At 64.5% G+C, this 23,240-nt stretch carries 22 protein-coding genes and 4 tRNA genes; 8 read left to right on the plus strand and 18 right to left on the minus strand.

Translation table 11 applies throughout. From position 1 onward, the window contains the following. The first annotated feature begins 3 nt into the window (after positions 1–3). The 4 genes from folD to DACI_RS19980 all read left to right on the plus strand — a co-directional run bounded on the left by folD (position 4) and on the right by DACI_RS19980 (position 4,309). On the plus strand, positions 4–858 hold the full coding sequence (folD, locus tag DACI_RS19965; protein WP_012205808.1) for a bifunctional methylenetetrahydrofolate dehydrogenase/methenyltetrahydrofolate cyclohydrolase FolD: 855 nt from the start codon (positions 4–6) through the stop codon (positions 856–858). Positions 859–933: 75 nt separating this feature from the next. After that, positions 934–2,982, plus strand: coding sequence for a M3 family metallopeptidase (locus DACI_RS19970; RefSeq protein ID WP_012205809.1), 2,049 nt, complete (start codon positions 934–936; stop codon positions 2,980–2,982). A gap of 207 nt (positions 2,983–3,189) precedes the next feature. Then, complete coding sequence (locus DACI_RS19975; RefSeq protein WP_043782062.1) at positions 3,190–3,894, plus strand: glutaredoxin family protein; 705 nt, start codon at positions 3,190–3,192, stop codon at positions 3,892–3,894. A gap of 40 nt (positions 3,895–3,934) precedes the next feature. Next, complete coding sequence (locus tag DACI_RS19980; RefSeq protein WP_225971106.1) at positions 3,935–4,309, plus strand: hypothetical protein; 375 nt, start codon at positions 3,935–3,937, stop codon at positions 4,307–4,309. A gap of 21 nt (positions 4,310–4,330) precedes the next feature. On the opposite strand, the gene rpiA is transcribed toward DACI_RS19980, so the two are convergent. Further along, the gene (rpiA, locus tag DACI_RS19985; protein WP_012205812.1) at positions 4,331–5,023 is read right to left on the minus strand and encodes a ribose-5-phosphate isomerase RpiA; all 693 of its coding nucleotides are present in this window, start codon (positions 5,021–5,023) and stop codon (positions 4,331–4,333) included. Positions 5,024–5,057: 34 nt separating this feature from the next. On the opposite strand from rpiA, the gene DACI_RS19990 reads away from it, so the two are divergent. Then, complete coding sequence (locus DACI_RS19990; protein WP_012205813.1) at positions 5,058–6,104, plus strand: quinone-dependent dihydroorotate dehydrogenase; 1,047 nt, start codon at positions 5,058–5,060, stop codon at positions 6,102–6,104. 153 nt (positions 6,105–6,257) lie between these two features. Here the strand turns inward: DACI_RS19990 and DACI_RS19995 are convergent, their stop codons facing one another. From DACI_RS19995 to uvrB, 17 genes are all read right to left on the minus strand, one after another. After that, positions 6,258–6,629: a hypothetical protein gene (locus DACI_RS19995; protein ID WP_012205814.1), complete on the minus strand. Its 372-nt coding sequence runs from the start codon at positions 6,627–6,629 to the stop codon at positions 6,258–6,260. A gap of 2 nt (positions 6,630–6,631) precedes the next feature. Continuing rightward, the gene (locus DACI_RS20000; protein ID WP_012205815.1) at positions 6,632–7,051 is read right to left on the minus strand and encodes a phage holin family protein; all 420 of its coding nucleotides are present in this window, start codon (positions 7,049–7,051) and stop codon (positions 6,632–6,634) included. An 8-nt stretch (positions 7,052–7,059) separates the two neighbouring features. After that, positions 7,060–7,371 (minus strand): DUF883 domain-containing protein, encoded by a 312-nt coding sequence (locus tag DACI_RS20005; protein ID WP_012205816.1) that lies wholly within the window; start codon positions 7,369–7,371, stop codon positions 7,060–7,062. A gap of 202 nt (positions 7,372–7,573) precedes the next feature. Next, positions 7,574–8,674: an NAD(P)/FAD-dependent oxidoreductase gene (locus DACI_RS20010; protein ID WP_012205817.1), complete on the minus strand. Its 1,101-nt coding sequence runs from the start codon at positions 8,672–8,674 to the stop codon at positions 7,574–7,576. Positions 8,675–8,833: 159 nt separating this feature from the next. Beyond that, positions 8,834–8,908: transfer RNA gene (locus DACI_RS20015), tRNA-Val, on the minus strand. A gap of 36 nt (positions 8,909–8,944) precedes the next feature. Beyond that, positions 8,945–9,019, minus strand: a tRNA-Val gene (locus tag DACI_RS20020). A 38-nt stretch (positions 9,020–9,057) separates the two neighbouring features. After that, a tRNA-Val gene (locus tag DACI_RS20025) sits at positions 9,058–9,132 on the minus strand. Positions 9,133–9,169: 37 nt separating this feature from the next. After that, positions 9,170–9,244: transfer RNA gene (locus DACI_RS20030), tRNA-Val, on the minus strand. A 42-nt stretch (positions 9,245–9,286) separates the two neighbouring features. Beyond that, a complete protein-coding gene (gene dnaQ, locus DACI_RS20035) occupies positions 9,287–10,003 on the minus strand; it encodes a DNA polymerase III subunit epsilon (RefSeq protein WP_012205818.1) in 717 nt (238 codons plus the stop codon). A gap of 10 nt (positions 10,004–10,013) precedes the next feature. Beyond that, positions 10,014–10,352: an ISC system 2Fe-2S type ferredoxin gene (gene fdx, locus DACI_RS20040; RefSeq protein WP_012205819.1), complete on the minus strand. Its 339-nt coding sequence runs from the start codon at positions 10,350–10,352 to the stop codon at positions 10,014–10,016. A 25-nt stretch (positions 10,353–10,377) separates the two neighbouring features. Further along, on the minus strand, positions 10,378–12,246 hold the full coding sequence (gene hscA / locus DACI_RS20045; RefSeq protein ID WP_012205820.1) for a Fe-S protein assembly chaperone HscA: 1,869 nt from the start codon (positions 12,244–12,246) through the stop codon (positions 10,378–10,380). Positions 12,247–12,330: 84 nt separating this feature from the next. Further along, complete coding sequence (hscB, locus tag DACI_RS20050; protein ID WP_012205821.1) at positions 12,331–12,849, minus strand: Fe-S protein assembly co-chaperone HscB; 519 nt, start codon at positions 12,847–12,849, stop codon at positions 12,331–12,333. Between the two features lie 117 nt (positions 12,850–12,966). Next, positions 12,967–13,290, minus strand: coding sequence for an iron-sulfur cluster assembly protein IscA (iscA, locus tag DACI_RS20055; protein ID WP_012205822.1), 324 nt, complete (start codon positions 13,288–13,290; stop codon positions 12,967–12,969). 1 nt (position 13,291) lies between these two features. Further along, entirely contained in the window at positions 13,292–13,690 is a 399-nt protein-coding gene (gene iscU / locus DACI_RS20060) for a Fe-S cluster assembly scaffold IscU (RefSeq protein WP_012205823.1), read from the minus strand. 43 nt (positions 13,691–13,733) lie between these two features. Further along, a complete protein-coding gene (locus DACI_RS20065) occupies positions 13,734–14,954 on the minus strand; it encodes an IscS subfamily cysteine desulfurase (RefSeq protein ID WP_012205824.1) in 1,221 nt (406 codons plus the stop codon). Positions 14,955–15,088: 134 nt separating this feature from the next. Continuing rightward, positions 15,089–15,625, minus strand: a complete 537-nt coding sequence (iscR, locus tag DACI_RS20070; RefSeq protein WP_012205825.1) for a Fe-S cluster assembly transcriptional regulator IscR — start codon at positions 15,623–15,625, stop codon at positions 15,089–15,091. Positions 15,626–15,850: 225 nt separating this feature from the next. Next, a complete protein-coding gene (gene uvrB, locus DACI_RS20075; RefSeq protein WP_043782068.1) occupies positions 15,851–17,938 on the minus strand; it encodes an excinuclease ABC subunit UvrB in 2,088 nt (695 codons plus the stop codon). Positions 17,939–18,066: 128 nt separating this feature from the next. Here uvrB and DACI_RS20080 point away from each other — a divergent pair, with 128 nt between their 5' ends. The 3 genes from DACI_RS20080 to DACI_RS20090 all read left to right on the plus strand — a co-directional run bounded on the left by DACI_RS20080 (position 18,067) and on the right by DACI_RS20090 (position 23,232). Continuing rightward, entirely contained in the window at positions 18,067–19,263 is a 1,197-nt protein-coding gene (locus DACI_RS20080; RefSeq protein ID WP_012205827.1) for an amino acid aminotransferase, read from the plus strand. Between the two features lie 193 nt (positions 19,264–19,456). Further along, a complete protein-coding gene (locus tag DACI_RS20085; RefSeq protein WP_012205828.1) occupies positions 19,457–20,437 on the plus strand; it encodes a CoA transferase in 981 nt (326 codons plus the stop codon). A 332-nt stretch (positions 20,438–20,769) separates the two neighbouring features. Then, complete coding sequence (locus DACI_RS20090; RefSeq protein WP_012205829.1) at positions 20,770–23,232, plus strand: EAL domain-containing protein; 2,463 nt, start codon at positions 20,770–20,772, stop codon at positions 23,230–23,232. Positions 23,233–23,240: the final 8 nt, after the last annotated feature.

Here is a 23,240-nt window from a genome sequence, read left to right on the forward strand (position 1 = left end):
GCAATGACAGCCCAACTCATCGACGGCAACGCCCTCTCCCGCCAACTGCGTGCCGAAGTCGCCCAGCGCGCCACCGCCCTGAAGGCCCGCGGCACCACGCCCGGCCTGGCCGTGGTCCTGGTCGGCGACAACCCTGCCTCCCAGGTCTATGTGCGCAACAAGGTCAAGGCCTGCGAGGACGCGGGCTTTCATTCGGTGCTGGAGAAGTACGATGCCTCGATGACCGAGGCCGAACTGCTAGCCCGCGTCGAGGCGCTGAACAACGACCCCAGCATCCACGGCATCCTGGTCCAGCTGCCGCTGCCCGCACACATCGACGACCACAAGGTCATCGAGACCATTTCGCCGCTCAAGGACGTGGATGGCTTTCACGTGGCCAGTGCAGGCGCGCTGATGGTGGGCGAGGTCGGCTTCAAGGCCTGCACCCCCTACGGCTGCATGAAGATGCTGGAATCCATCGGCATGAAGGACCTGCGCGGCAAGCACGCCGTGGTCATCGGCCGCTCCAACATCGTCGGCAAGCCCATGGCCATGATGCTGCTGGCCGCCAATGCCACCGTGACCATCTGCCACAGCGGCACGGCCGATCTCGCCGCCATGACGCGCCAGGCCGACATCGTGGTTGCCGCCGTGGGCAAGCGCAATGTGCTGACTGCAGACATGTGCAAGCCTGGCGCCGTGGTCATCGACGTGGGCATGAATCGCAACGACGAAGGCAAGCTCTGCGGCGACGTGGACTTTGACGGCGTCAAGGAAGTGGCCGGCTTCATCACGCCCGTACCCGGCGGTGTCGGCCCCATGACGATTACCATGCTGCTGGTCAACACCATGGAGGCGGCCGAGCGCGCCGCCGGCTGACCAGGAGCTGACAAGCATCGGGCGGCTCCCCGGGGAGCCGCTTGATTTCAATGCACCCGACGGCATCTGACACGCATGAGCAATCCTCTCCTCGAATCCTCCGACCTGCCCCTGTTCGATCGCATACGCCCTGCCGATGTCGGCCCGGCCATCGATATCCTGCTGACCGGGGCCGAAGAGGCCCTGGAGACCGTCACGGCGCCCGACTTTCCGGCGCGCTGGGATTCGATCTCGGCCGTGCTCGATGTCGCCACCGAGAAGCTGGGAACGGCCTGGGGCGCCGTCAGCCACCTCAACAGCGTGGCCGATACGCCCGAGCTGCGCGCTGCCTACAACGAGTCCCTGCCCAAGGTCACCGAATTCTGGACGCGCCTGGGTGCCGACGAACGCCTGTACGCCAAGTACAAGGCCATTGACCCCGCCACGCTCAATGTCGAGCAGCGTGCGGCCTGGGACCATGCCATGCGCAACTTCGTGCTCTCCGGCGCCGAGCTGCGGGGCGAGGACAAGCTGCGCTTTGCCAAGATCCAGGAACGCTCGGCCGAACTGACGCAGAAGTTCAGCGAGAACGCGCTCGACGCCACCGATGCATTCGCCTACTACGCCACGGCCGAGGAGCTGGACGGCGTGCCGCAGGATGTGCGCCAGGCAGCCCGCTCCGCCGCCGAGGCCGAAGGCAAGCAAGGCTTCAAGCTCACGCTGAAGATGCCCTGCTATCTGCCCGTGATGCAGTTCGCGGCCAGCAGTGCGCTGCGCGAGAAGCTCTACCGCGCCTATGTGACACGCGCCTCCGACCAGGCCGAGGGCGATGCCATCCGCTTCGACAACACGGCCAACATCTCGGAGATCCTGGCCCTGCGCAAGGAAGAGGCGCAGTTGCTGGGTTACCGCAATTTCGGCGAGATTTCGCTGGTTCCCAAGATGGCGCATTCGCCACAGCAGGTGATCGACTTTCTGCGCGATCTCGCGCACCGGGCCCGCCCCTATGCCGAGAAGGATGTCGCCGACCTGCGCGCCTTCGCACGCGATGAGCTGGGCCTGGCCGATCCCCAGCCCTGGGACTGGGCCTATGTCTCCGAAAAGCTCAAGGAGGCACGCTATGCCTTCAGCGAGCAGGAGGTCAAGCAGTACTTCCCTGCGCCCAAGGTGCTGGCCGGCCTGTTCAAGATCGTCGAGACGCTGTTCGACGTGGCCATCCGCCGCGACGCGGCGCCGGTCTGGAATCCCGCCGTCGAGTTCTACCGCATCGAGCGCAGCACGCCGCAAGGCCCCGAGCTGGTCGGCCAGTTCTACCTGGACCAGCCGGCGCGATCGGGCAAGCGTGGCGGCGCCTGGATGGACGATGTGCGTACCCGCTGGCTGCGCCCTGACAACCACAGGCTGCAGACGCCGGTCGCGCACCTGGTCTGCAACTTTGCCACCGGCGTTGACGGCAAGCCGGCCCTGCTCACGCACGATGACGTGATCACGCTGTTCCATGAAACCGGCCACGGCCTGCACCACATGCTGACCCAGGTCAACGAGCGCGACGTCTCGGGCATCGCGGGCGTGGAATGGGATGCCGTGGAACTGCCAAGCCAGTTCATGGAGAACTTCTGCTGGGAATGGGAAGTGCTCAAGCACATGACCGCCCACGTGGACAGCGGCGAGCCGCTGCCGCGCGCCCTGTACGACAAGATGATCGCGGCCAAGAACTTCCAGTCGGGCATGCAGACGCTGCGCCAGATCGAGTTCTCGCTGTTCGACATGCTGCTGCATACCGAGCACGATCCGAAGGCAGACATCATGCCGCTGCTGGCCCGCGTGCGCGCCGAGGTGGCCGTGCTGCCGTCGACTCCTTACAGCCGCTCGGCCCACACCTTCAGCCACATCTTTGCAGGCGGCTATGCAGCCGGCTACTACAGCTACAAGTGGGCTGAAGTCCTCTCGGCAGATGCCTATGCGGCCTTCGAGGAAACCATGCTGGCCGATGGAACCCCCAACCCCGAGACAGGCCGCCGCTACCGTGAGGCGATTCTGGAGGCCGGGGGGGCACGCCCGGCCATGGAGTCGTTCAAGGCCTTCCGTGGCCGCGAACCCCAGCTGGATGCGCTGTTGCGCCACCAGGGCATGGCCCAGGCCTGAGAGCCCGGTCCCAGGTCTGCAGCGCCCCGACGGGGCGCTTTTTCCTGGCCCGGCCACCCCATCGGATGCGCGCGGCCACATCCTGTGGCTCCAGAAGATGGCCCAGGATGAATGGCACGCTATGCTTGCAGGCACTCCTGTGCGGGCATCCATCCGACGAGTGGTGGCCCCCGGCACGAAACCCTTCTTCCGAAACCGAGATCGTCCATGCAGTCTTCTCCCAGCCTTGGCCGCGGCGCCCTGCGCCACCTGATGCCATGCCTCGCCCTCGTCTGCCTCGCTGCCGCGCTGCCGGCCAGCGCACAACAGGTCTACCGTATCGTCGGGCCCGATGGAAAAGTCACCTTCTCGGACCGCCCGGCCCAAAGCGCCCAGCAGCAGGCAGCGCCTGCCGCCCCTGCCGCCCCGTCAGTCGCGGGCACCACTGACAGCAATGCCAACCTGCCCTATGCGCTGCGCCAGATCGCAGGCCGCTTTCCGGTGACGCTGTACACCTCGTCCGACTGCGCGCCCTGCGACAGCGCGCGCCAGTTGCTGCAATCCAGAGGCATTCCCTATGCCGAACGCCTGGTGCAGACCGAGGCGGACGCCGCTGCCCTGCAAAAGCTCAGCGGCCAGAACAGCCTGCCGTTCGCCACCGTTGGCAAGCAGTTCCTGAGCGGCTTCTCGTCCAGCGAATGGACTCAGTACCTGGATGCCGCAGGCTATCCTGCGACCTCGCAACTGCCGGCCCAGTACAAGCGGCCATCGGCACAGCCATTGACCACGCCTGCGCCCGCTGCATCGGCGGCGGCATCGGCGCCCGCAGCAGCACCCGCCGCTGCCGAGGCGCCGGGCAGCCGGCGCACCCCCATGCCCGCCCCAGCGCCTGGTGCACGCACCAACGACAACCCCGCAGGCCTGAGCTTCTAGGCAAGCGCCTGCCGCAATCAGGAGCCCGCCAGTGGATTCCATGCTGTCCGATGTGGTCTGGACCATGGCAAGGCTTGCCACGCTTGTCGGCCTGCCCGCGCTCATCGCGTGGACCCTGGTTGCCAGGCCTTCATGGCGCGAGCCTTTCAGGCTGGCCAGCCTGGTGCTGGTGCCTTGCCTGATCACGCTGTGGTTCATGCATGACGGAGGCCTGGGCAATGGCCTCAACCGTCTGGCCTACTACATGGCGACGGCTGCGTTCCTTGCCGCCTACACGGGGCTGGCGGCCATCGCCCTGCTCATGCAGCGCCACAAAAAACAGCGCGCGCAAGCCTCGTTGCGCGCGCTGTGCCTGGGTGCATTGGCCCTGCTCGCGTGGATCGCAAGCGCCGTGGCGTTCGAGAGCCTCGGCTAGCCGAGGCCGGAGGGCCTTCGCTCAATAGTTGAGCGTCTGCACGCCCTCGGGCGTGCCCAGCAGGCAGACCGATGCCTTCTGGTGCGCAAACACTCCCACGGTCACCACGCCGGGCCACTGGTTGACCTCGGACTCGAAGGCCAGGGGCTCGGCGATCTTCAGGCCACGCACATCAAGAATGTGCTGGCCGTTGTCCGTCACCAGGGGCGCGCCGTCCTTCATGCGGATCTCGGCACGGCCACCCATGGCCTTGAAGTGGTTCGCAATCTGTGCAGCCGCCATGGGAATCACCTCCACAGGCAGCGGAAAGTCTCCGAGTACCTCGACGCGCTTGGAGGCATCGGCAATGCAGACAAAGCGCTCGGCCAGCGCAGCGACGATCTTCTCGCGCGTCAGCGCGGCGCCGCCACCCTTGACCATGTAGCCGCGGCCGTCGATCTCGTCGGCTCCGTCGATGTAGACCGAAAGGCTGGCGACTTCGTTGGCATCCAGCACGTTGATGCCCAGCGCCTTCAGGCGCTCGGTGCTGGCCACGGAGCTGGACACGGCGCCCGGGATCTGGTCCTTGATGGTGGCCAGTGCATCGATGAACTTGTTGACCGTGGAGCCGGTGCCAACGCCGACGATTTCGCCGGGCACCACATAGGCCAGGGCGGCTTGCCCGACCAGGGCTTTGAGTTCATCTTGGGAAAAAGAGGCAGCAGATGTCGTCATGAGGGAAAATCCAGGTAATCCTTTGATTATCCCCATGTCTCTGATCCCCTACGCCCTGACCCGTCCCTTTCTCTTCGGCATGGACCCCGAATCCGCCCACGATCTCACGATGAACCTGATGGCAAAGGGGCAGAACACGCTCCTGCAGCAGGCGTGGGCACAGCCCATGGTGAGTGACCCCGTCGAGCTTGCCGGCCTCAAGTTCCCCAACCGCGTGGGCATGGCAGCGGGTCTGGACAAGAATGCACGCTGCATCGACGCGCTGGCCGCCATGGGCTTCGGCTTCGTCGAGGTGGGCACCGTGACACCCCGCCCGCAGCCGGGCAACCCCAAGCCGCGCATGTTCCGCATTCCCGAACGCAATGCGCTGATCAACCGCCTGGGCTTCAACAACGAAGGCCTGGATGCCTTCCTGAGCAACGTCAAGCGCTCGCAGGCCCGCGCGCAGGGCAAACCCATGCTGCTGGGGCTGAACATCGGCAAGAACGCGACCACTCCCATCGAAGATGCCACCAGCGACTATCTCAAGGCGCTGGACGGCGTGTACCCGCATGCCGACTACGTGACGGTGAACATCAGCTCGCCCAACACCAAGAACCTGCGCGCCCTGCAAAGCGACGAAGCGCTGGACGCCCTGCTGGGTGCGATTGCCGAGCGCCGTGAGCAACTGGCCACGCAGCATGGCAAGCGGGTGCCGGTGTTCGTGAAGATCGCACCCGACCTGGATGAAGAGCAGGTCGGCGTCATCGCCGCCACGCTGCAGCGCCATGGCATGGATGGCGTGATCGCCACCAACACCACGATCAGCCGGGAAGCCGTCAAGGGCCTCCCCTACGCGCAGGAAACGGGCGGCCTGTCCGGTGCGCCGGTGCTGGAGGCCAGCAACCAGGTCATCCGCCAGCTGCGTTCCGCCCTGGGCAGCCGCTACCCCATCATCGGCGTGGGCGGCATTCTCAGCGGCGAAGATGCCGTCAGCAAAATTCGCGCAGGCGCCGACGTGGTCCAGATCTACAGCGGCCTGATCTACCGAGGCCCTGCCCTGGTGCCCGAGACCGCACGCGCCATAGCCCAGCTGCGTTGAGGCCCGTGCCAGACAGGTGGCTGCCTGGCCGTTTCGAGCCAAGGCGGCTGAGTCAAGACACCACACAGCCAGTGCTGGCGCACTGAACGCAGAACGCGAAAACGCCCGGCATGCCGGGCGTTTTCTTTGGGAGAGAAGCAGGCTTCTCGGCCCTCAACCCCTGCGCTGCTGCCAGCGCAGGATCAGAGGCATGACGGTGGTGCCGAATCGCAGCAGCTTGCGCGGGCCCACCATCAGCGCGGCACCGGCCGCCACGGCCACGGCCACGGGATGCAGGCGCGCAAAGGTGATGGCACGCTCCACCAGCGGTGCATCGGGCTGCACCTGGGTGGCAGAGCGGCTCAATGCCCGGGCCTGGGCCACAGCCGCAGAGCGCGCCTTGAGGCGCTCGCGCTGCTGGGCAATGCGTTGCATCACCTGCTGCTGCTCAACGGTGGATGTGACCCAGAGCTCCGCATTGAGCCCCGTGGGCGCGGGCGGCGTGACAGCGTTGCGGGACGGGGAAGCGTTGGAAGCATCGACCATGGCTACAGCCTCTTCTTCAGCGCCTGCCAGTCCTGGCTCAGCTCGTTGCGGGTAAGGATGAAGGGGCGGGCCAGGCGGCGCACGGCAGCAAGCAATTGCCACAGGGCAATGGCCCAGACCGCCAGCCAGCCACCGCCCACCAGCCAGCCCACCAGCACGCGGTGCTCGGTGTCCCAGAACTGCACGAGCAAGGCCACCGACAGCGTGAGCATGACCACGACGCTGAGACCAGCAAGCGCAATCAGCAGCACGACCACCGTCTGCATGCTGCGCTTGTGCTCCGCCCATTCAAGCCGCGCGAGGTCCGTGCGGTCTTCTGCGGCAATGGCAAGCTCGATCACGGAAGCGCGCCAGCGCGCCACCCAGGCATCCAAACCCAGAAGGGAAATCCAATTCACAGGCATCCTTTTCTGGTCAGGCATGCCGCTGATCAGCGACGACCCAGCAGGAAGCCCAGCAAGGCGCCCATGGCAAGGGCAGCGCCTGCGACGCGCCACGGCTCATCGTGGGCGTAGCGATCGGCAGCGTAGGCGGCATCCTTGGCCTGACGGGCCGCTTCCTGCGCCGCACGCACGGCGGACTCACGCACATTGGACATGCCATCATCGATACGCTGGCGCAGCATATGGATTTCGGGCACGGCATCCAGCTCCTTGGCGGACAGCAGACCACGCAGGTCGCCGACCAGTTTTTCAAGATCGGCTTGTGCGGTGGAGACGGTGTCAGTGATCGATTTCGTCATGATGAGCCTTTCTATTGAGGTGAAAACAAATACAGCGGGGAGCAGGCAATCATGTCGCCCGATACCTGTCACGCAACATGGGCTAGGCCCTTGTTACATGCAAGCATCTTATCCAATTGTTCCCGGGCTTCCGGGAAGCGAGGGGGCCTGAGCCTTGTCAGACAAGGCCTGCCGTGGCCGTGTGTCGTGAACCGGCAGATCCTCAGGCCAGCAATTGCGCCACGTGCGCGCCAATGGCCAGGCAGCTGGTCAATCCCGGTGACTCGATGCCCAGCAGTTGCACCACGCCTGCAACGCCGTGGGTCTGAGGCCCCTGAATCTCGAAGTCTGCGGCGGCCTCGCCGGGGCCGCTGATCTTGGGGCGGATGCCGGCGTAGCCGGGCACCAGCGCGCCATCGGCCAGACCCGGCCAATACCGGCGGATCTCTGCGTAAAAGGCGTCGGCGCGCACGGGATCGACCTGCAGATCACCTGGGCTCTCGACCCACTGCACATCGGGGCCGAACTTGGCCTGGCCACCCATGTCCAGCGTGAGATGCACGCCCAGGCCCGCCGCCTCGGGCACGGGATAGATCAGGCGCGAGAACGGTACCCGCCCGGACAGCGTGAAATAGTTGCCCTTGGCATAGAAGGCCTGCGGAACGAACTGCTGCGGAAATCCCTGCAAACGGGCCGCCAGCAATGGCGCATGAAGACCTGCCGCATTGACCAGGGTGCGGGCCGTCAGTTCCGTCCCATCGGCCGTGCGCAGCCACACGCCGCCTGGACGGATGGCTGCCTCCTGCACCTCGGCATGGCAGACCACCATGCCGCCTGCGTTTTCGAGATCGCCCTGCAGGGCCAGCATCAGTGCGTGGCTGTCGATGATGCCGGTGCTGGGAGAGTGCAGCGCCGCCGCACAGTGCAGCGCGGGCTCCATGGCACGTGCCTCGGCGCCTTCAAGCCAGCGCAGGTCGTGGACGCCATTGGCTTCGGCCTTTCGTGCAATGGCCTGGAGCTGGCCGCGCTGCGCCGCATCCGTTGCCACGATGAGCTTGCCGCAGCGCTGATGGGCAATGCCGCGCTCACCGCAGTAGGCGTAGAGACGCTGCCGGCCTTCGACGCACAAACGGGCTTTCAACGAACCTTCGGGATAGTAGATGCCGGCATGGATGACCTCGCTGTTGCGCGAGCTGGTGCCCGTGCCAATGGCTTCAGCCGCCTCCAGCACCATGACCTCCCTGCCCTGCAACGCCAGCGCCCTGGCCACCGCCAGCCCCACCACGCCCGCACCCACCACCACGCAATCGACCTGTTCGCTCATCTTGTCTGCCCTTTCGCCGTCCGGCAGCCGATTATCAGACGGTGTCAGACACGAATGCCCCACAGATCATCTGGACACATTGGAATTTCCAGGGCCTGAAAACCATGCACCGCGCGGAAATGAAAAAGCCCTCCTGAACAGGTTTCAGGAGGGCTTGATTGGTGGGTGATACATGGATCGAACATGTGACCCCTGCCGTGTGAAGGCAGTGCTCTACCGCTGAGCTAATCACCCGCGAAGCCGGCTGCTAGGCCAACTTCTTCGAAAAAATGGTGGGTGATACATGGATCGAACATGTGACCCCTGCCGTGTGAAGGCAGTGCTCTACCGCTGAGCTAATCACCCGCGAAGCTGGCTGCTAGGCCAACTTCTTTGGAAAAAACTGGTGGGTGATACATGGATCGAACATGTGACCCCTGCCGTGTGAAGGCAGTGCTCTACCGCTGAGCTAATCACCCGCAAAGCTGGCTGCTAGGCCAACCTCTTTGGAAAAAATGGTGGGTGATACATGGATCGAACATGTGACCCCTGCCGTGTGAAGGCAGTGCTCTACCGCTGAGCTAATCACCCATATGTCGTTACTGCGACAAGACTTAGATTATGTCATAACTTCTAGGACCGATTTTCGAAGCCGCGCCAAATTGTCTTGCCGCCGCTCGATTTGTCCATCTGCACCATCACATCCTCGTGTGCGGCCAGCTCCTGATCATTGGCGTGCACCACGCGCAGCTTGAAGCTGGCCAGATCCACCTGCGCCACGACCAGCCCACCCTCGGACTGGACAGGCTCTTCCGCCATCAACAGGGCTTCCTGGCCCCGCGTGAGGTTGATGTAGACATCGGCCAGCAGCTCCGCATCCAGCAAGGCGCCGTGCAGCGTGCGCCCGGAGTTGTCCACCTCCAGGCGATCGCATAGCGAATCGAGCGAGTTGCGCTTGCCAGGGAACATCTCCTTGGCCATGACCAGGGTGTCGATGACCCCGCTCACGCACTGGCGGATCGGCGGGCGGTTGGCGAGCTCCAGCTCCTTGTTCAGGAACCCCAGGTCAAATGGCGCGTTGTGGATGATGAGCTCGGCGCCCTGCAGGTACTCCCAGATCTCATCGACCTTGTGCTCGAAGCGCGGCTTGTCCTTGAGGAATTCGGTGGTGATGCCGTGCACGCGCAGCGCGTCCGGATGGCTGTCGCGCCCCGCATTGAAATACAGATGCAGGTTGTTGCCGGTCAGCTTGCGGTTGACCATCTCCACGCAGCCCAGCTCGATGAGCCGGTCGCCGTTGTCGGCTGACAGGCCAGTGGTTTCAGTGTCGAGAATGATTTGACGCGACATGCGCTGGCCCTCAGTGGTTTTCCTTGGCGTGATTGAGCGAGTACTTGGGAATCTCGATGGTCACGTCCTCGCGTGCCAGGATGGCCTGGCAGGACAGTCGGGACTGCGGCTGCAGGCCCCAGGCGCGGTCCAGCAGGTCTTCTTCCTCTTCCTCGGCCTCGTTCAGCGAGTTGTAGCCCGCCTTGACCACCACATGGCAGGTGGTGCATGCGCAGCTCATGTCGCAGGCATGTTCGATCTTGACGTTGTTGTCCAGCAGGGCCTCGCAGATCGAGGTTCCGGCGGGCGCCTCGATTTCGGCTCCCTGGGGACAGTATTCGGCGTGGGGAAGTATTTTGATAACGGGCATGACGGATCTGCTGTCGGATCAGAAATCAGGAAAGGGATTGCACGCTCTTGCCGGCCAGGGCCTGCTGGATGCTGCGGTTCATGCGCTCGGCGGCGAAGGACTCCGTGCCCTTGGCCAGCGCTTGTGTCGCGGCCTCGATGACGGCGGCATCCTCGGAGCCCACGCTGGCACGCAGGGCGTCGATCAGCGCATCGATGGCTGCGCGTTGGTCCGCGGCGAGCACATCGCCATCGGCCTGCAGAGCGCTTTCGGTGGCCATCAGCATGCGATCGGCGTCGACACGTGCCTCCACCAGTGCGCGGGCCTGCATGTCCTGCTGGGCCGTGGCAAAGCCGTCCTGCAGCATGCGGGCAACCTCGTCGTCCGACAGGCCGTACGACGGCTTGACATGGATATGGGCCTCGACGCCGCTGGTCTGCTCCTTGGCGCCTACCGACAGCAGGCCGTCGGCATCCACGGTGAAGGTCACACGGATGCGGGCCGCACCAGCCGCCATGGGCGGGATGCCGCGCAGCTCGAAACGCGCCAGGCTGCGGCAGTCCGCCACCAGGTCGCGCTCGCCCTGCACTACATGGACGGCCAGGGCCGTCTGACCATCCTTGTAGGTGGTGAAGTCCTGGGCACGGGCTGTGGGAATGGTCTCGTTGCGGCTGATGATTCGCTCGACAAGGCCGCCCATGGTCTCCACGCCCAGGGACAGAGGAATCACGTCGAGCAGCAGCATGTCGCCGCTGGAGCTGTTGCCAGCGAGCTGGTTGGCCTGGATGGCGGCCCCCAGCGCGACGACTTCGTCGGGGTTGAGATTGATGAGAGGATCGCGGCCAAAGAACTCGGCCACGGCCTCGCGCACCTGGGGCATGCGGGTGGAACCGCCGACCAGCACCACGCCCTGCACTTCGTCGCGCGCCAGCCCTGCGTCCTTGAGCGCGCGGCGCACGGCCGCCAGCGAACGTGCCGTCAGATGGGCCGTGCTCGCATCGAAATCGCTGCGCTTTACATCGAAATGCACAGCGCCGGTGGACAGCTCGGCCGTGAGCGTTGCGACCTGTGCATCCGTCAATGCCTGCTTGCAAAGGCGCGCCGCCATGCGCCAGCGGGCCTTGTCCTCGGCCGTCTGGGGAACCACGCCGGTCTGCTGGGCCACCCACTCGGCCAAAGCCGCATCGTAGTCGTCACCCCCCAGGGCCGAATCGCCGCCAGTGGAGACGACTTCGAACACACCCTGGGACAGACGCAGGATAGAAATGTCGAAGGTGCCGCCACCCAGGTCGTAGACGGCGTAGACGCCTTCGGAGCCGTTGTCCAGGCCGTAGGCAATGGCTGCAGCCGTGGGTTCGTTGATCAGGCGCAGCAGGTTGATGCCGGCGAGCTTTGCCGCATCCTTGGTGGCTTGGCGTTGTGCATCGTCAAAGTAGGCGGGCACGGTGATGACGGCGCCATGGATGTCGTCATTGAAGGTGTCTTCGGCACGGAAACGCAGCGTAGCCAGGATCTCGGCGCTGACCTCCACGGCTGTCTTGGTGCCATCGACGGTCTCGATCCCGATCACGCCACGGCCGGCCTCCTGCTCCGCAAAGCGGTAAGGCAGCTTTTCCGGCGCATCGATGTCAGCCAGCGTGCGGCCCATGAAGCGCTTGGCCGAGGCAATGGTGTTGCCCGCGTCGGTAGACAGTGCAGCCTGGGCGGCGTGGCCGATCTCGCGGCGGCCCTGGGGCAGATAGCGCACGACAGAAGGCAGCAGCACTCGGCCCTGGTCATCCGGCAGGCATTCGGCCACGCCATTGCGGACAGCGGCGACCAGCGAATGCGTGGTGCCCAGGTCGATGCCCACGGCAATGCGCCGCTGGTGGGGATCGGGGGACTGACCGGGTTCGGAAATCTGCAAAAGCGCCATGAAAATACTCGGGGAAATTGCAGGTCCGGGCCGGCCGGCCTGCCTTGTGAATGAGGGTCTCTCGTGGGAGGTGCGGATCGCGGGTTATTGTCCCAGTTGATCGCGGCGACGCTCTATGTCCTGCGCAAATCGCGCAACAAACATGAGGGCTCTGACCTGCTGCACAGCCGCCTGCGCATCATGCAGTTCGTCCAGCTGACGACCGCATTCAGCCAGCATGCTCTTTCTCGCCTGCAGCACCTCGTCGTCCAGCGCATCCAGGGCAGCCTCGTCCTGCGCCTCTTCCAACGCCTCACGCCACTCCATTTGCTGCATCAGAAAGGCAGTGGGCATGGACGTGTTGTCCTCGGCACGCACGGGTGCACCCAGCAATTCGCAGAGATACGCTGCGCGCCTGAGTGGCTCTTTCAACCGCTGATAGGCCTCGTTGATGCGCACCGACCATTGCATGGCCACGCGCTGCGCGGCGGCTCCCTGCGAAGCAAAGCGGTCAGGGTGGGCCTCGCGCTGCAACTCCTTCCAGCGCGCGTCAATGGTGCTGCGCTCCTGCGCAAATTGGCGCGGCAGCGCAAACAGCTCGAAATCGTCCGATTGCAGGTTCATGTCGATAAAAAGCCGCCAGCACCGAAGCGAAGGCGGCCTCTTGAGGGAGTAGAAGAAATCAGGGTCTGCCGGGCATGCCGCCAGGCCACAAAGGCCCGGCCACCCGGCAGATGCCGGTCAGATGCGAAAGCTCTCGCCGCAACCGCAGCGATCACGCTCGTTGGGGTTGTGAAACTTGAAGCCTTCGTTCAAGCCCTCACGCACGAAATCCAGCTCCGTGCCGTCGATGTAGGCCAGGCTCTTGGGATCGACCAGCACCTTGATGCCGTGGTCCTCGAAGATCACGTCCTCGGGCAATTGCTCGTCCACATACTCCAGCTTGTAGGCCAGGCCAGAGCAGCCCGTGGTCTTGACCCCGAGGCGCACGCCGATGCCCTTGCCGCGTCGCGACAGGTAGCGGCTCACGTGGCGTGCCGCAGAATCGGTCAGCGAGATCGCCATATCAGGCGGCCACCACCGCAGTGCGCTTGGCACGGTAGTCATCGACCGCTGCCTTGATGGCGTCTTCGGCCAGGATGGAGCAGTGCACCTTGACGGGAGGCAGAGCCAGCTCTTCGGCGATCTGGCTGTTCTTCAGCGCAGCCGCCTCATCCAGCGTCTTGCCCTTGACCCACTCGGTCACCAGCGAAGACGAGGCAATCGCGGAACCGCAGCCGTAGGTCTTGAAACGCGCATCCTCGATGACACCGGTTTCGGGATTGACCTTGATCTGCAGCTTCATCACGTCGCCGCAGGCAGGAGCGCCGACCATGCCGGTGCCCACCGATTCGTCGTTCTTGTCGAACGAGCCCACGTTGCGGGGATTTTCGTAGTGGTCTACCACTTTGTCGGAATAAGCCATGATGTCTACCTCTTCAATACTTGATTCGCCTGCCGGCCAATGCTCAGTGAGCCGCCCATTGGATGGTGCTGAGATCGATGCCGTCCTTGAACATCTCCCACAGCGGGCTGAGTTCGCGCAGCTTGACCACATTGGTGCGGATGGTGCTGATCGCGTAGTCGATTTCCTCTTCGGTCGTGAAGCGGCCGATCGTCATACGCAGGCTGCTGTGCGCCAGTTCGTCGCTGCGGCCAAGTGCACGCAGCACATAGCTGGGCTCCAGGCTGGCCGACGTACAGGCCGATCCCGAGGACACCGCCAGACCCTTGATGCCCATGATGAGCGACTCGCCTTCGACGAAGTTGAAGCTCATGTTCAGGTTCTGCGGCACACGGTGCTCCATGCTGCCGTTGATGAAGACCTGCTCCAGGTCCTTCAAGCCGTTGAGCAGACGCTGCTGCAGCGCGTAGGCCTTGGCGTTGCTTTCAGCCATTTCTTCCTTGGCAATGCGGAAGGCCTCGCCCATGCCGACGATCTGGTGCGTAGGCAGCGTGCCCGAGCGCATGCCGCGCTCATGGCCACCACCGTGGATCTGCGCTTCCAGACGCACACGTGGCTTGCGGCGCACATACAGGGCACCCACGCCCTTGGGGCCATAGGTCTTGTGCGCGGTCATGCTCATCAGGTCCACCGGCAGCTTGGACATGTCGATCTCCACGCGGCCCGTTGCCTGCGCGGCGTCCACATGGAACAGGATGCCCTTCTCACGGCACAGCGCGCCGATGGTGGGAATGTCTTGGATGACGCCGATTTCGTTGTTCACGAAGAGCACGCTGACCAGAATGGTGTCGGGGCGCAGAGCGGCCTTGAATGCCTCGATGTCGAGCAGGCCATCAGGCTGCACGTCCATGTAGGTCACCTCAAAGCCCTGGCGCTCGAGTTCACGCATGGTGTCGAGCACTGCCTTGTGCTCGGTCTTGAGCGTGATCAGGTGCTTGCCCTTGCCCTGGTAGAAATGCGCCGCGCCCTTGATGGCCAGGTTGATGGACTCGGTGGCACCGCTGGTCCAGACAATCTCACGGGGATCCGCGCCGATCAGGTCTGCGACCTGGCCGCGGGCCTTCTCGATGGCCTCCTCGGCTTCCCAACCCCAGGCATGACTGCGCGATGCGGCGTTGCCGAAATGCTCACGCAGCCAAGGAATCATGGCGTCCACCACGCGAGGGTCCACGGGGGTGGTCGCGCCATAGTCGAGATAGATGGGGAAATGCGGGGTCATGTCCATGACTGGCTCTTATCAAGGTTCAGGCTGGCAAAAAACGGGAAGGCGATGAACTCCGGTGAATCCATCCAGGCGGACAACACCGCGCCACACAGCCATGCGCGGCGGTGCCCTGCCCTCAGGGTGTCAAAGGTCGATCAGGACTTGGCGAAGGCATTGCCCAGCGCGAATACCGAGTTCGGGGCATTTACACGGATGGGCTTGACCACGGGAGCCGTGGAAATCGCGCGACGCACCACGGGCTTGTCCTCGATCTGGATGCCCTTGGCCAGTTGTTCGTCCACAAGCTTTTGCAGCGTCACGGAATCGAGGAACTCGACCATGCGCTGGTTCAGTGCGGCCCACAGCTCATGCGTCATGCAGCGGCCGGCTTCGCCCAGGCAATTTTCCTTGCCGCCACACTGGGTGGCGTCAATGGGTTCGTCCACGGAGACGATGATGTCGGCCACGGTGATGTCGCCGGCCTTGCGGGCAAGTGTGTAGCCGCCGCCGGGCCCACGGGTGGACTCGACGAGTTCATGGCGGCGCAGCTTGCCGAACAGCTGTTCCAGATACGACAGGGAAATCTGTTGCCGCTGGCTGATGGCTGCCAGCGTGACAGGGCCATTGTTCTGGCGCAGGGCCAGATCAATCATGGCAGTGACCGCAAAACGGCCTTTGGTGGTGAGACGCATTACGAGCTCCTTCAGTCAGGCTTGTACGTTACAGAAACACCCGCTCCAGCGATTTGACTGGAGTTGGGCACAGTCTCCGCCCTTACTCCGTCCTGTTCAAAAGGTTCAGAGCCCTTCTTTTCATCGAAGTTTTTGTTGTTGTTGAGTGTTGACCCTTAGTGTACCACATTCCCCATCAATTTTGTCGGGTAACAGGAGCTAACGGGCTTCAGACCAGGCGCCGCCTCAGGAAACCTGCACGGATGAGCCTCCGAACAGTTGCTCCTTGAGCAGCGCCAACTGATCGCGCACCCGCGCAGCCTGTTCGAACTCCAGGCTGCGCGCATGTTCGAGCATCTGCTTCTCCAGACGCTTGATTTCCTTGGCCACATCTTTTTCGGACATGTCCTCGACACGCGCTCTTTCGAGCTGATTGGCCTGCAGGCGTTCCGCTTCCTTGCCACTTTTTTCGCTGTAGACACCATCAATCAGGTCTTTCACCCGCTTGACAATCTGCTTGGGTTCGATTCCGTTTTCCTCGTTGAAGCTTATTTGCTTGGCACGGCGGCGCTCGGTCTCGCCAATGGCCTTCTTCATGGACTCCGTGACACGGTCCGCATAGAGGATGGCCTTGCCATGCAGGTTGCGTGCGGCGCGGCCGATGGTCTGGATGAGACTGCGTTCGGCGCGAAGAAAGCCTTCCTTGTCGGCATCGAGGATGGCGACCAGCGAGACTTCGGGGATGTCCAGCCCCTCGCGCAGCAGGTTGATGCCCACGAGCACGTCAAAGACACCCAGGCGCAGGTCACGAATGATCTCCACACGCTCCACCGTTTCCACGTCGGAGTGCAGATAGCGCACCTTGACGCCGTTTTCACTCAGGTAGTCAGTGAGTTGCTCGGCCATGCGCTTGGTCAGCGTGGTGATGAGAACACGCTCCGTGCGTTCGACGCGCAGGCGGATTTCCTGCAGCACGTCGTCCACCTGATTGGTGGCCGGGCGTACTTCGATTTCAGGATCGATGAGGCCTGTGGGGCGAACGACCTGGTCCACGACCTGGCCCGAGTGGGTCTTCTCGTAGTCTGCCGGCGTGGCGGAGACAAAGATGACCTGGCGCATGCGCTGCTCGAATTCCTCGAATTTGAGCGGCCGGTTGTCCAGCGCCGAAGGCAACCGGAAGCCGTATTCCACCAGCGTGGTCTTGCGCGAGCGGTCGCCGCTGTACATGGCGTTGAGCTGGCCGATCATCTGGTGACTCTCGTCCAGGAACATGAGGGCGTCGCCGGGCAGGTAGTCGGTCAGGGTGCTGGGCGGCTCGCCGGGTGCGGCGCCTGAGAGGTGGCGGGTGTAGTTCTCGATGCCCTTGCAGTGACCGACCTCGGTGAGCATCTCCAGATCGAAGCGCGTACGCTGCTCCAGGCGCTGGGCCTCGACCAGCTTGCCGTCTCCCACCAGTTGCTTGAGCCGCTCGGCCAGCTCCAGCTTGATGGTTTCCACGGCGGCCAGGACCTTGTCGCGCGGCGTGACGTAGTGGCTGCTGGGGTAGACGGTGAAGCGCGGAATGCTCTGGCGCACGCGGCCCGTGAGCGGGTCGAACAATTGCAGGCTTTCGACCTCGTCGTCGAACAGTTCGATGCGGATGGCCAGCTCGGAATGCTCGGCGGGGAAGACGTCGATGGTGTCGCCGCGCACGCGGAACTTGCCCCGGCTGAAGTCCTGGTCGTTGCGCTGGTACTGCATGCGGATCAGTTGCGCGATGACGTCGCGCTGGTTGATGCGGTCGCCGGTGCGCAGCGTCATGATCATGCGGTGGTAGCTTTCGGGCTCGCCGATGCCGTAGATGGCCGAGACCGTGGCGACGATGACCACGTCGCGCCGCTCCATCAGGCTTTTGGTGCACGACAGCCGCATCTGCTCGATGTGCTCGTTGATGGCGCTGTCCTTTTCGATGAACAGGTCGCGCTGGGGCACATAGGCCTCGGGCTGGTAGTAGTCGTAGTAGCTGACGAAGTATTCGACGGAGTTCTTGGGAAAGAACTCGCGGAATTCGCTGTACAGCTGCGCTGCCAGCGTCTTGTTGGGCGCGAAGACAATGGCCGGGCGGCCCAGGCGGGCGATCACGTTGGCCATGGTGAAGGTCTTGCCCGAGCCCGTCACGCCCAGCAAGGTCTGGAAGGATTCGCCGTCCTGGATGCCTTCGACCAGCTTTTCAATGGCTGCGGGCTGATCGCCGGCCGGCGGATAGGGCTGGAACAGCTCGAAGGGGGAGTCCGCGAAATGCACGAACTGGCCGGAGGCCTCAGGTGCTGGAGAGGAATCAGAGACTTCGTGCATGACGTGGGTTCGCAAAAGTGAGTATCGGCCGGCGAGATCGCTAGAATTCATGGGTTAACCCGAAAGCCTACCGTAGCTTGGGGCTAGCCGCGTTTTTTCCACCTCCCAAGACATCCCAAGGACGCTTCATGTCTCTGTTTACCGCCGTCGAAATGGCCCCCCGCGACCCCATCCTGGGTCTGAACGAGCAGTTCGCTGCCGACACCAACCCCAGCAAGGTGAATCTGGGCGTGGGCGTGTACTTCGACGACAACGGCAAGTTGCCCCTGCTCGAATGCGTGCAGGCCGCCGAGAAGGCGATGATGGACAAGCCCACGGCCCGCGGCTACCTGCCCATCGACGGCATCGCTGCCTATGATGCCGCAGTCAAGGGCCTGGTGTTCGGCGCCGAGTCCGACGTCGTCAAGTCCGGCCGCGTGTCCACGGTGCAGGCCATCGGCGGCACCGGCGGCCTGAAGATCGGCGCCGACTTCCTCAAGAAGATCAGCCCCGCCGCCAAGGTGCTGATCTCCGACCCGAGCTGGGAAAACCACAAGGCCATCTTCACCAATGCAGGCTTCGAAGTGGGCACCTATGCCTACTACGACGCGGTCAACCGCAAGGTGAACTTCGAAGGCATGCTGGCCGACCTGAACGCGGCCGCCGCCGGCACCATCGTGGTGCTGCACGCCTGCTGCCACAACCCGACCGGCTATGACATCACGGCCGAGCAGTGGGACCAGGTGATCGCCGCCGTCAAGGCCAAGGGTCTGGTGGCCTTCCTCGACATGGCCTACCAGGGCTTTGGCCACGGCATTGCCGAAGACGGCGCCGTGATCGGCAAGTTCGTGGCCGCCGGCCTGAACATCTTCGTCTCGACCTCGTTCTCCAAGAGCTTCAGCCTGTACGGCGAGCGCGTGGGCGCGCTGTCGGTGGTGGCCAACGACAAGGAAGAAGCGGCCCGCGTGCTGAGCCAGCTCAAGATCGTCATCCGCACCAACTACTCCAACCCGCCAACCCATGGTGGCGCCGTGGTGGCCGCCGTGCTGAACAACCCCGAGCTGCGCGCACTGTGGGAAAAGGAACTGGGTGAGATGCGCGTGCGCATCAAGGCCATGCGCCAGAAGCTGGTTGACGGCCTGAAGGCTGCCGGTGTCCAGCAGGACATGGGCTTCATCACCACCCAGATCGGCATGTTCAGCTACTCCGGCCTGAGCAAGGACCAGATGGTGCGCCTGCGCACCGAGTTCGGCGTCTACGGCACGGATACGGGCCGCATGTGCGTGGCCGCGCTCAACAGCAAGAACATCGACTACGTCTGCCAGTCGATCGCCAAGGTGGTCTGACCCCCGCCCCGGCTACCCGGCCATGCGCCGGGTTTGCAGAAATGCCGCCAACGGTGCATTGCCCTGGCGGCATTTTCTTTTTCCGGGCGGCTTTTGCATCCTCACCGTCCGGTATGCGCCAGGCCCTTGGAGGCATGGGTGCGATCATGCGTGCAGTTGAAACACCGAATGCACAACGAGACGCTCCATTCCCATGCCCGATCACGCGCCTCCTGAACCCATTGCGCTACAAGCGCCCCTCTACCCTTCCCCCAACAACGGGCAGCCGTTGTCGGGCGTGCGCATCCTGAGTCTGGCCCTGAATCTGCCCGGCCCCGCCGCCCTGATGCGCTGTGCCGCCATGGGCGCGCAGTGCAGCAAGCTGGAGCCTCCGGCTGCACAGCCAGCTGCGGCCGGTGCGGCCGGTGCAGACCCGATGGCGCACTACAGCCCGCGAGCCTATGCCGACATGCACCAGGGCATTGCGGTCTGGCAGGCTCAGCTCAAAAGCGAGGAAGGACAGGCGGCGCTGCACGATGCGCTGGACGCGGCCGACATCCTGCTCACCTCGTTCCGCCCCGCCGCACTGGCCAAGCTGGGGCTGGACTGGGCGTCGCTGCAGCAGCGCCATCCGCAGCTGTCGCTGGTGCGCATCGTCGGCAGCGCGGGAGCCCTGGCCGATGTGCCGGGCCATGACCTGACCTACCAGGCCGAGGCGGGGCTGGTACAGGGCGGCGCCATGCCACCCAGCCTGTTTGCCGACATGGCCGGTGCGCTGATGGCCAGCGAAGCCGTGCTCAAGGCCTGGCTGCTGCGCCAGCGCAGCGGCCACGGCAGTCTCCAGGAGACAGGCCTGGCCCAGGCCGCGCAGTGGCTGGCTTTGCCCTGGCATTGGGGCCTGACCCGGCCCGATGGCGATGTGGGCGGCGCGCACGCAGGCTATCGCGTCTACGCCTGCGCCGATGGATCGGTGGCCGTGGCGGCCCTGGAGCCGCATTTCGCGGCCCGCCTGTGCGCCGTGGCGTCGGTGAATGGCGATGGCAGCATCGCCAGCATGCGCAGCCCCGCCACGCATGCAGCTCTGCAAGCCTTCCTGGCCCCCTTGTCCTGCGCCGAGCTGGCAGACCTGGCCGAGCAGCACGATCTGCCCCTGCACCCTCTGCCCGCCCCACCCCAGGCACCACCCCGCTTGTAGGCGGACACCCAAAAGCACCACCTGCCCGCAACCTACAAGCCGCGCAGGCCATGGCTGGCCGCAGCATGCAGGCACGCTGCGGCCAATGACCCTCTTTACCGTAATAGCCCGCTCCTCTTAAATCGGAGGTGCGCATACAACCGGACAACCCGAACACATCTGGAAACACCCATAATCGGCTTATCTGGAGGCAGCCCCATGGTTCGAGAACATCCATCAACCGCCCGGATATCCGGGACGCGTCAGCCACCCAGCCATACGGCGCCAGTTCTGCGGCGCATTGGCGCCAGCGCCTGAGCCGCCCACACGGCCAACCCTCCCCTGCTCCACCCATGCAAAGCCAGCCCCCAGCCCATGTGCCGGTACTGCAGCTGGTGCAGCGCATCTGGCCCCTGGTGCTGGTGGTCGTGGTGCTGGTGGTCATGGCCAGCGGCAGCCTGTACCTGGTGTCTGCGGTGCGGGCCTTCGTGGCCGGGGAAAGCCTGTGGTCCAAGGCACAGAAGGACGCCATCTACGCCCTGAGCCGCTATGTGGACAGCGGCTCGGCGCGAGATCTGGCGCGCTTCGAGCAGGCCATGGCCATTCCCGCGGGCGACTGGCAGGCGCGCATGGCGCTGGACGATGTGCCAGCCAGGGTCAAGGATGCGCGTGACGGCATTCTTCTGGGAGGCAACCACCCTGACGATGCCGAGGCGCTGATCTGGCTCATGCAGACCTTCCGCCATGTCGAGCTTCTGGAAGAGCCTTATCGCTATTGGAAACAAGGCGATCAGTACCTGCAGCAGCTCGACAGGCTGGCCCAGGAGATAGAGCAGCGCCACGCCGTGGGCAGCGTCAGCGCCGAGGACGCCATCACCTGGAAGCGCGAGATCGAGCAAATCAACGCCGGCGTCACGACGGCCACCCAGCAGTTCAGCGCCTCGCTGGGCCGCAGTTCACGGCAGATGGTGATGTGGCTGCAGGGCATCCATCTGGTGCTGGGTGTGGCGCTGATCCTCGTGGCGCTCTGGCATACACGGCGCATGCTGCAGCAGCGCCAGCAGGTGCAAAACGACCTGCTGACGGAAAAGGAAAGGGCCCAGACCACGCTGGCCTCGCTGGGGGACGCCGTGATCACCACGGACGCCCAGGGCGTGGTGGACTATGCCAATCCCGCCGCGCTGGGCCTGCTGGGCAGCAGCGAGCAGCAGCTCAAGGGCCAGCACCTGGCCAAGGGCCTGCATTTCAACAGCATTGACACCACCCAGACCGCGGAAAGCCTGCTGGCCCATTTGCTGTCGGGCCAGCAATTGCGCGAGGAGCACACGCGCTGGCTGCGGCGCCATGACCGCAGCATCGTGCCGGTCAAGCTCATGGGGTCGGCCATCAGCGGCGGCGGAGAGCGCCCGGCCGGTGCGGTGATCGTGCTCAGGGATGTCTCGCGCGAGCAGCAGTACCTGGACCAACTGTCTTGGCATGCCAGCCACGACGGGCTGACCGGGCTGGAGAACCGCGTCGAGTTCGAGCGCCGCCTGCAGCGCCTGCTCAACCAGGGCCAGCACAGGCTGCGGCCCTCGGCCGTGCTGTACATGGACCTGGACCAGTTCAAGCTCATCAACGAGACCTGCGGCCACCCGGCGGGCGACGAGATGCTGTGCGAGGTCAGCCGCCTGCTGCTGCACAACCTGCGCGAGACCGACACCCTCGCGCGGCTGGGCGGAGATGAATTCGGCGTTCTTCTGGAGAACTGCCCGCCCGAGCCCGCCCTGCGCATTGCCGAGAAGCTGCGCCAGGCGACCGAGGCCCTGCACGTGCACTGGGGCAAGCAGGTGCTGCGCACGGGCCTGAGCATCGGCCTGGTGCACATCGGCGGCGAGGTCCAGTCGGCCCAGGACCTGCTGCGCATGGCCGACATGGCCTGCTACCGCGCCAAGGAGCGCGGCCGCAACCGCATCTACGTCTACCGCAGCGACGATGGCGAGTACACCCGCCACGTCAGCGAGATGGAATGGGTGACACGCATACGCATGGCGCTGGAGCAGGAGCGCTTTTGCCTGTACGCCCAGAGCATTGCACCGTTGCAGCCCGACGGCCAGCGGGGCCTGCACTTCGAGGTGCTGCTGCGGCTGCGCGACGAGCAGGGCCAGATCATCTCGCCGGCCACCTTCATTCCCGCGGCCGAGCGCTACGGCATCATGCCCACGGTGGACCGCTGGGTGATCGCCAGAACGCTGGCCACGCTGGCCCAGCATCCGGCCGCACTGCGCCACATCGACACCTGCGCCATCAACCTGTCAGGCCCCAGCCTGGATGACGACGGGCTGCTGGACTTCGTGCAGGAACAGCTGAGCACGCACGGCATTGCGCCGCAGCTGCTGTGCTTCGAGATCACGGAGACCAGTGCCATCGCCAGCCTGTCCAGTGCCACCAGGCTGATCCAGGCCCTGCGCACCCTGGGCTGCCGCTTTGCGCTGGACGACTTTGGCGTGGGCATGTCCTCGCTGACCTATCTGAAGCAGCTGCCCGTGGACTATCTGAAGATCGACGGCGGCTTTGTGCGCGACATGCTCCAGGACCCCAGCAACCACGCCATGGTGGAGATGATCAACCGCATAGGCCACATCCTGGGCAAGCGCACCGTGGCCGAGTATGTGGAAACCCGCGAGATCGCCCAGGCCCTTCAGGCCGTGGGCGTGGACTATGCACAGGGCTTTGCCCTGGCACGGCCCGTGCCGCTGGACACGCATTACTTTGAAAGCGGCGCCCAGGCCGCCCGCCGCGAATGGCAGGGCACGCTGGCGCCGGCCGCCAGCTAGAGGCGAAG

Origin of the sequence: Delftia acidovorans SPH-1, assembly GCF_000018665.1 — a bacterium.
GTDB classification, from domain to species: domain Bacteria; phylum Pseudomonadota; class Gammaproteobacteria; order Burkholderiales; family Burkholderiaceae_C; genus Comamonas; species Comamonas acidovorans.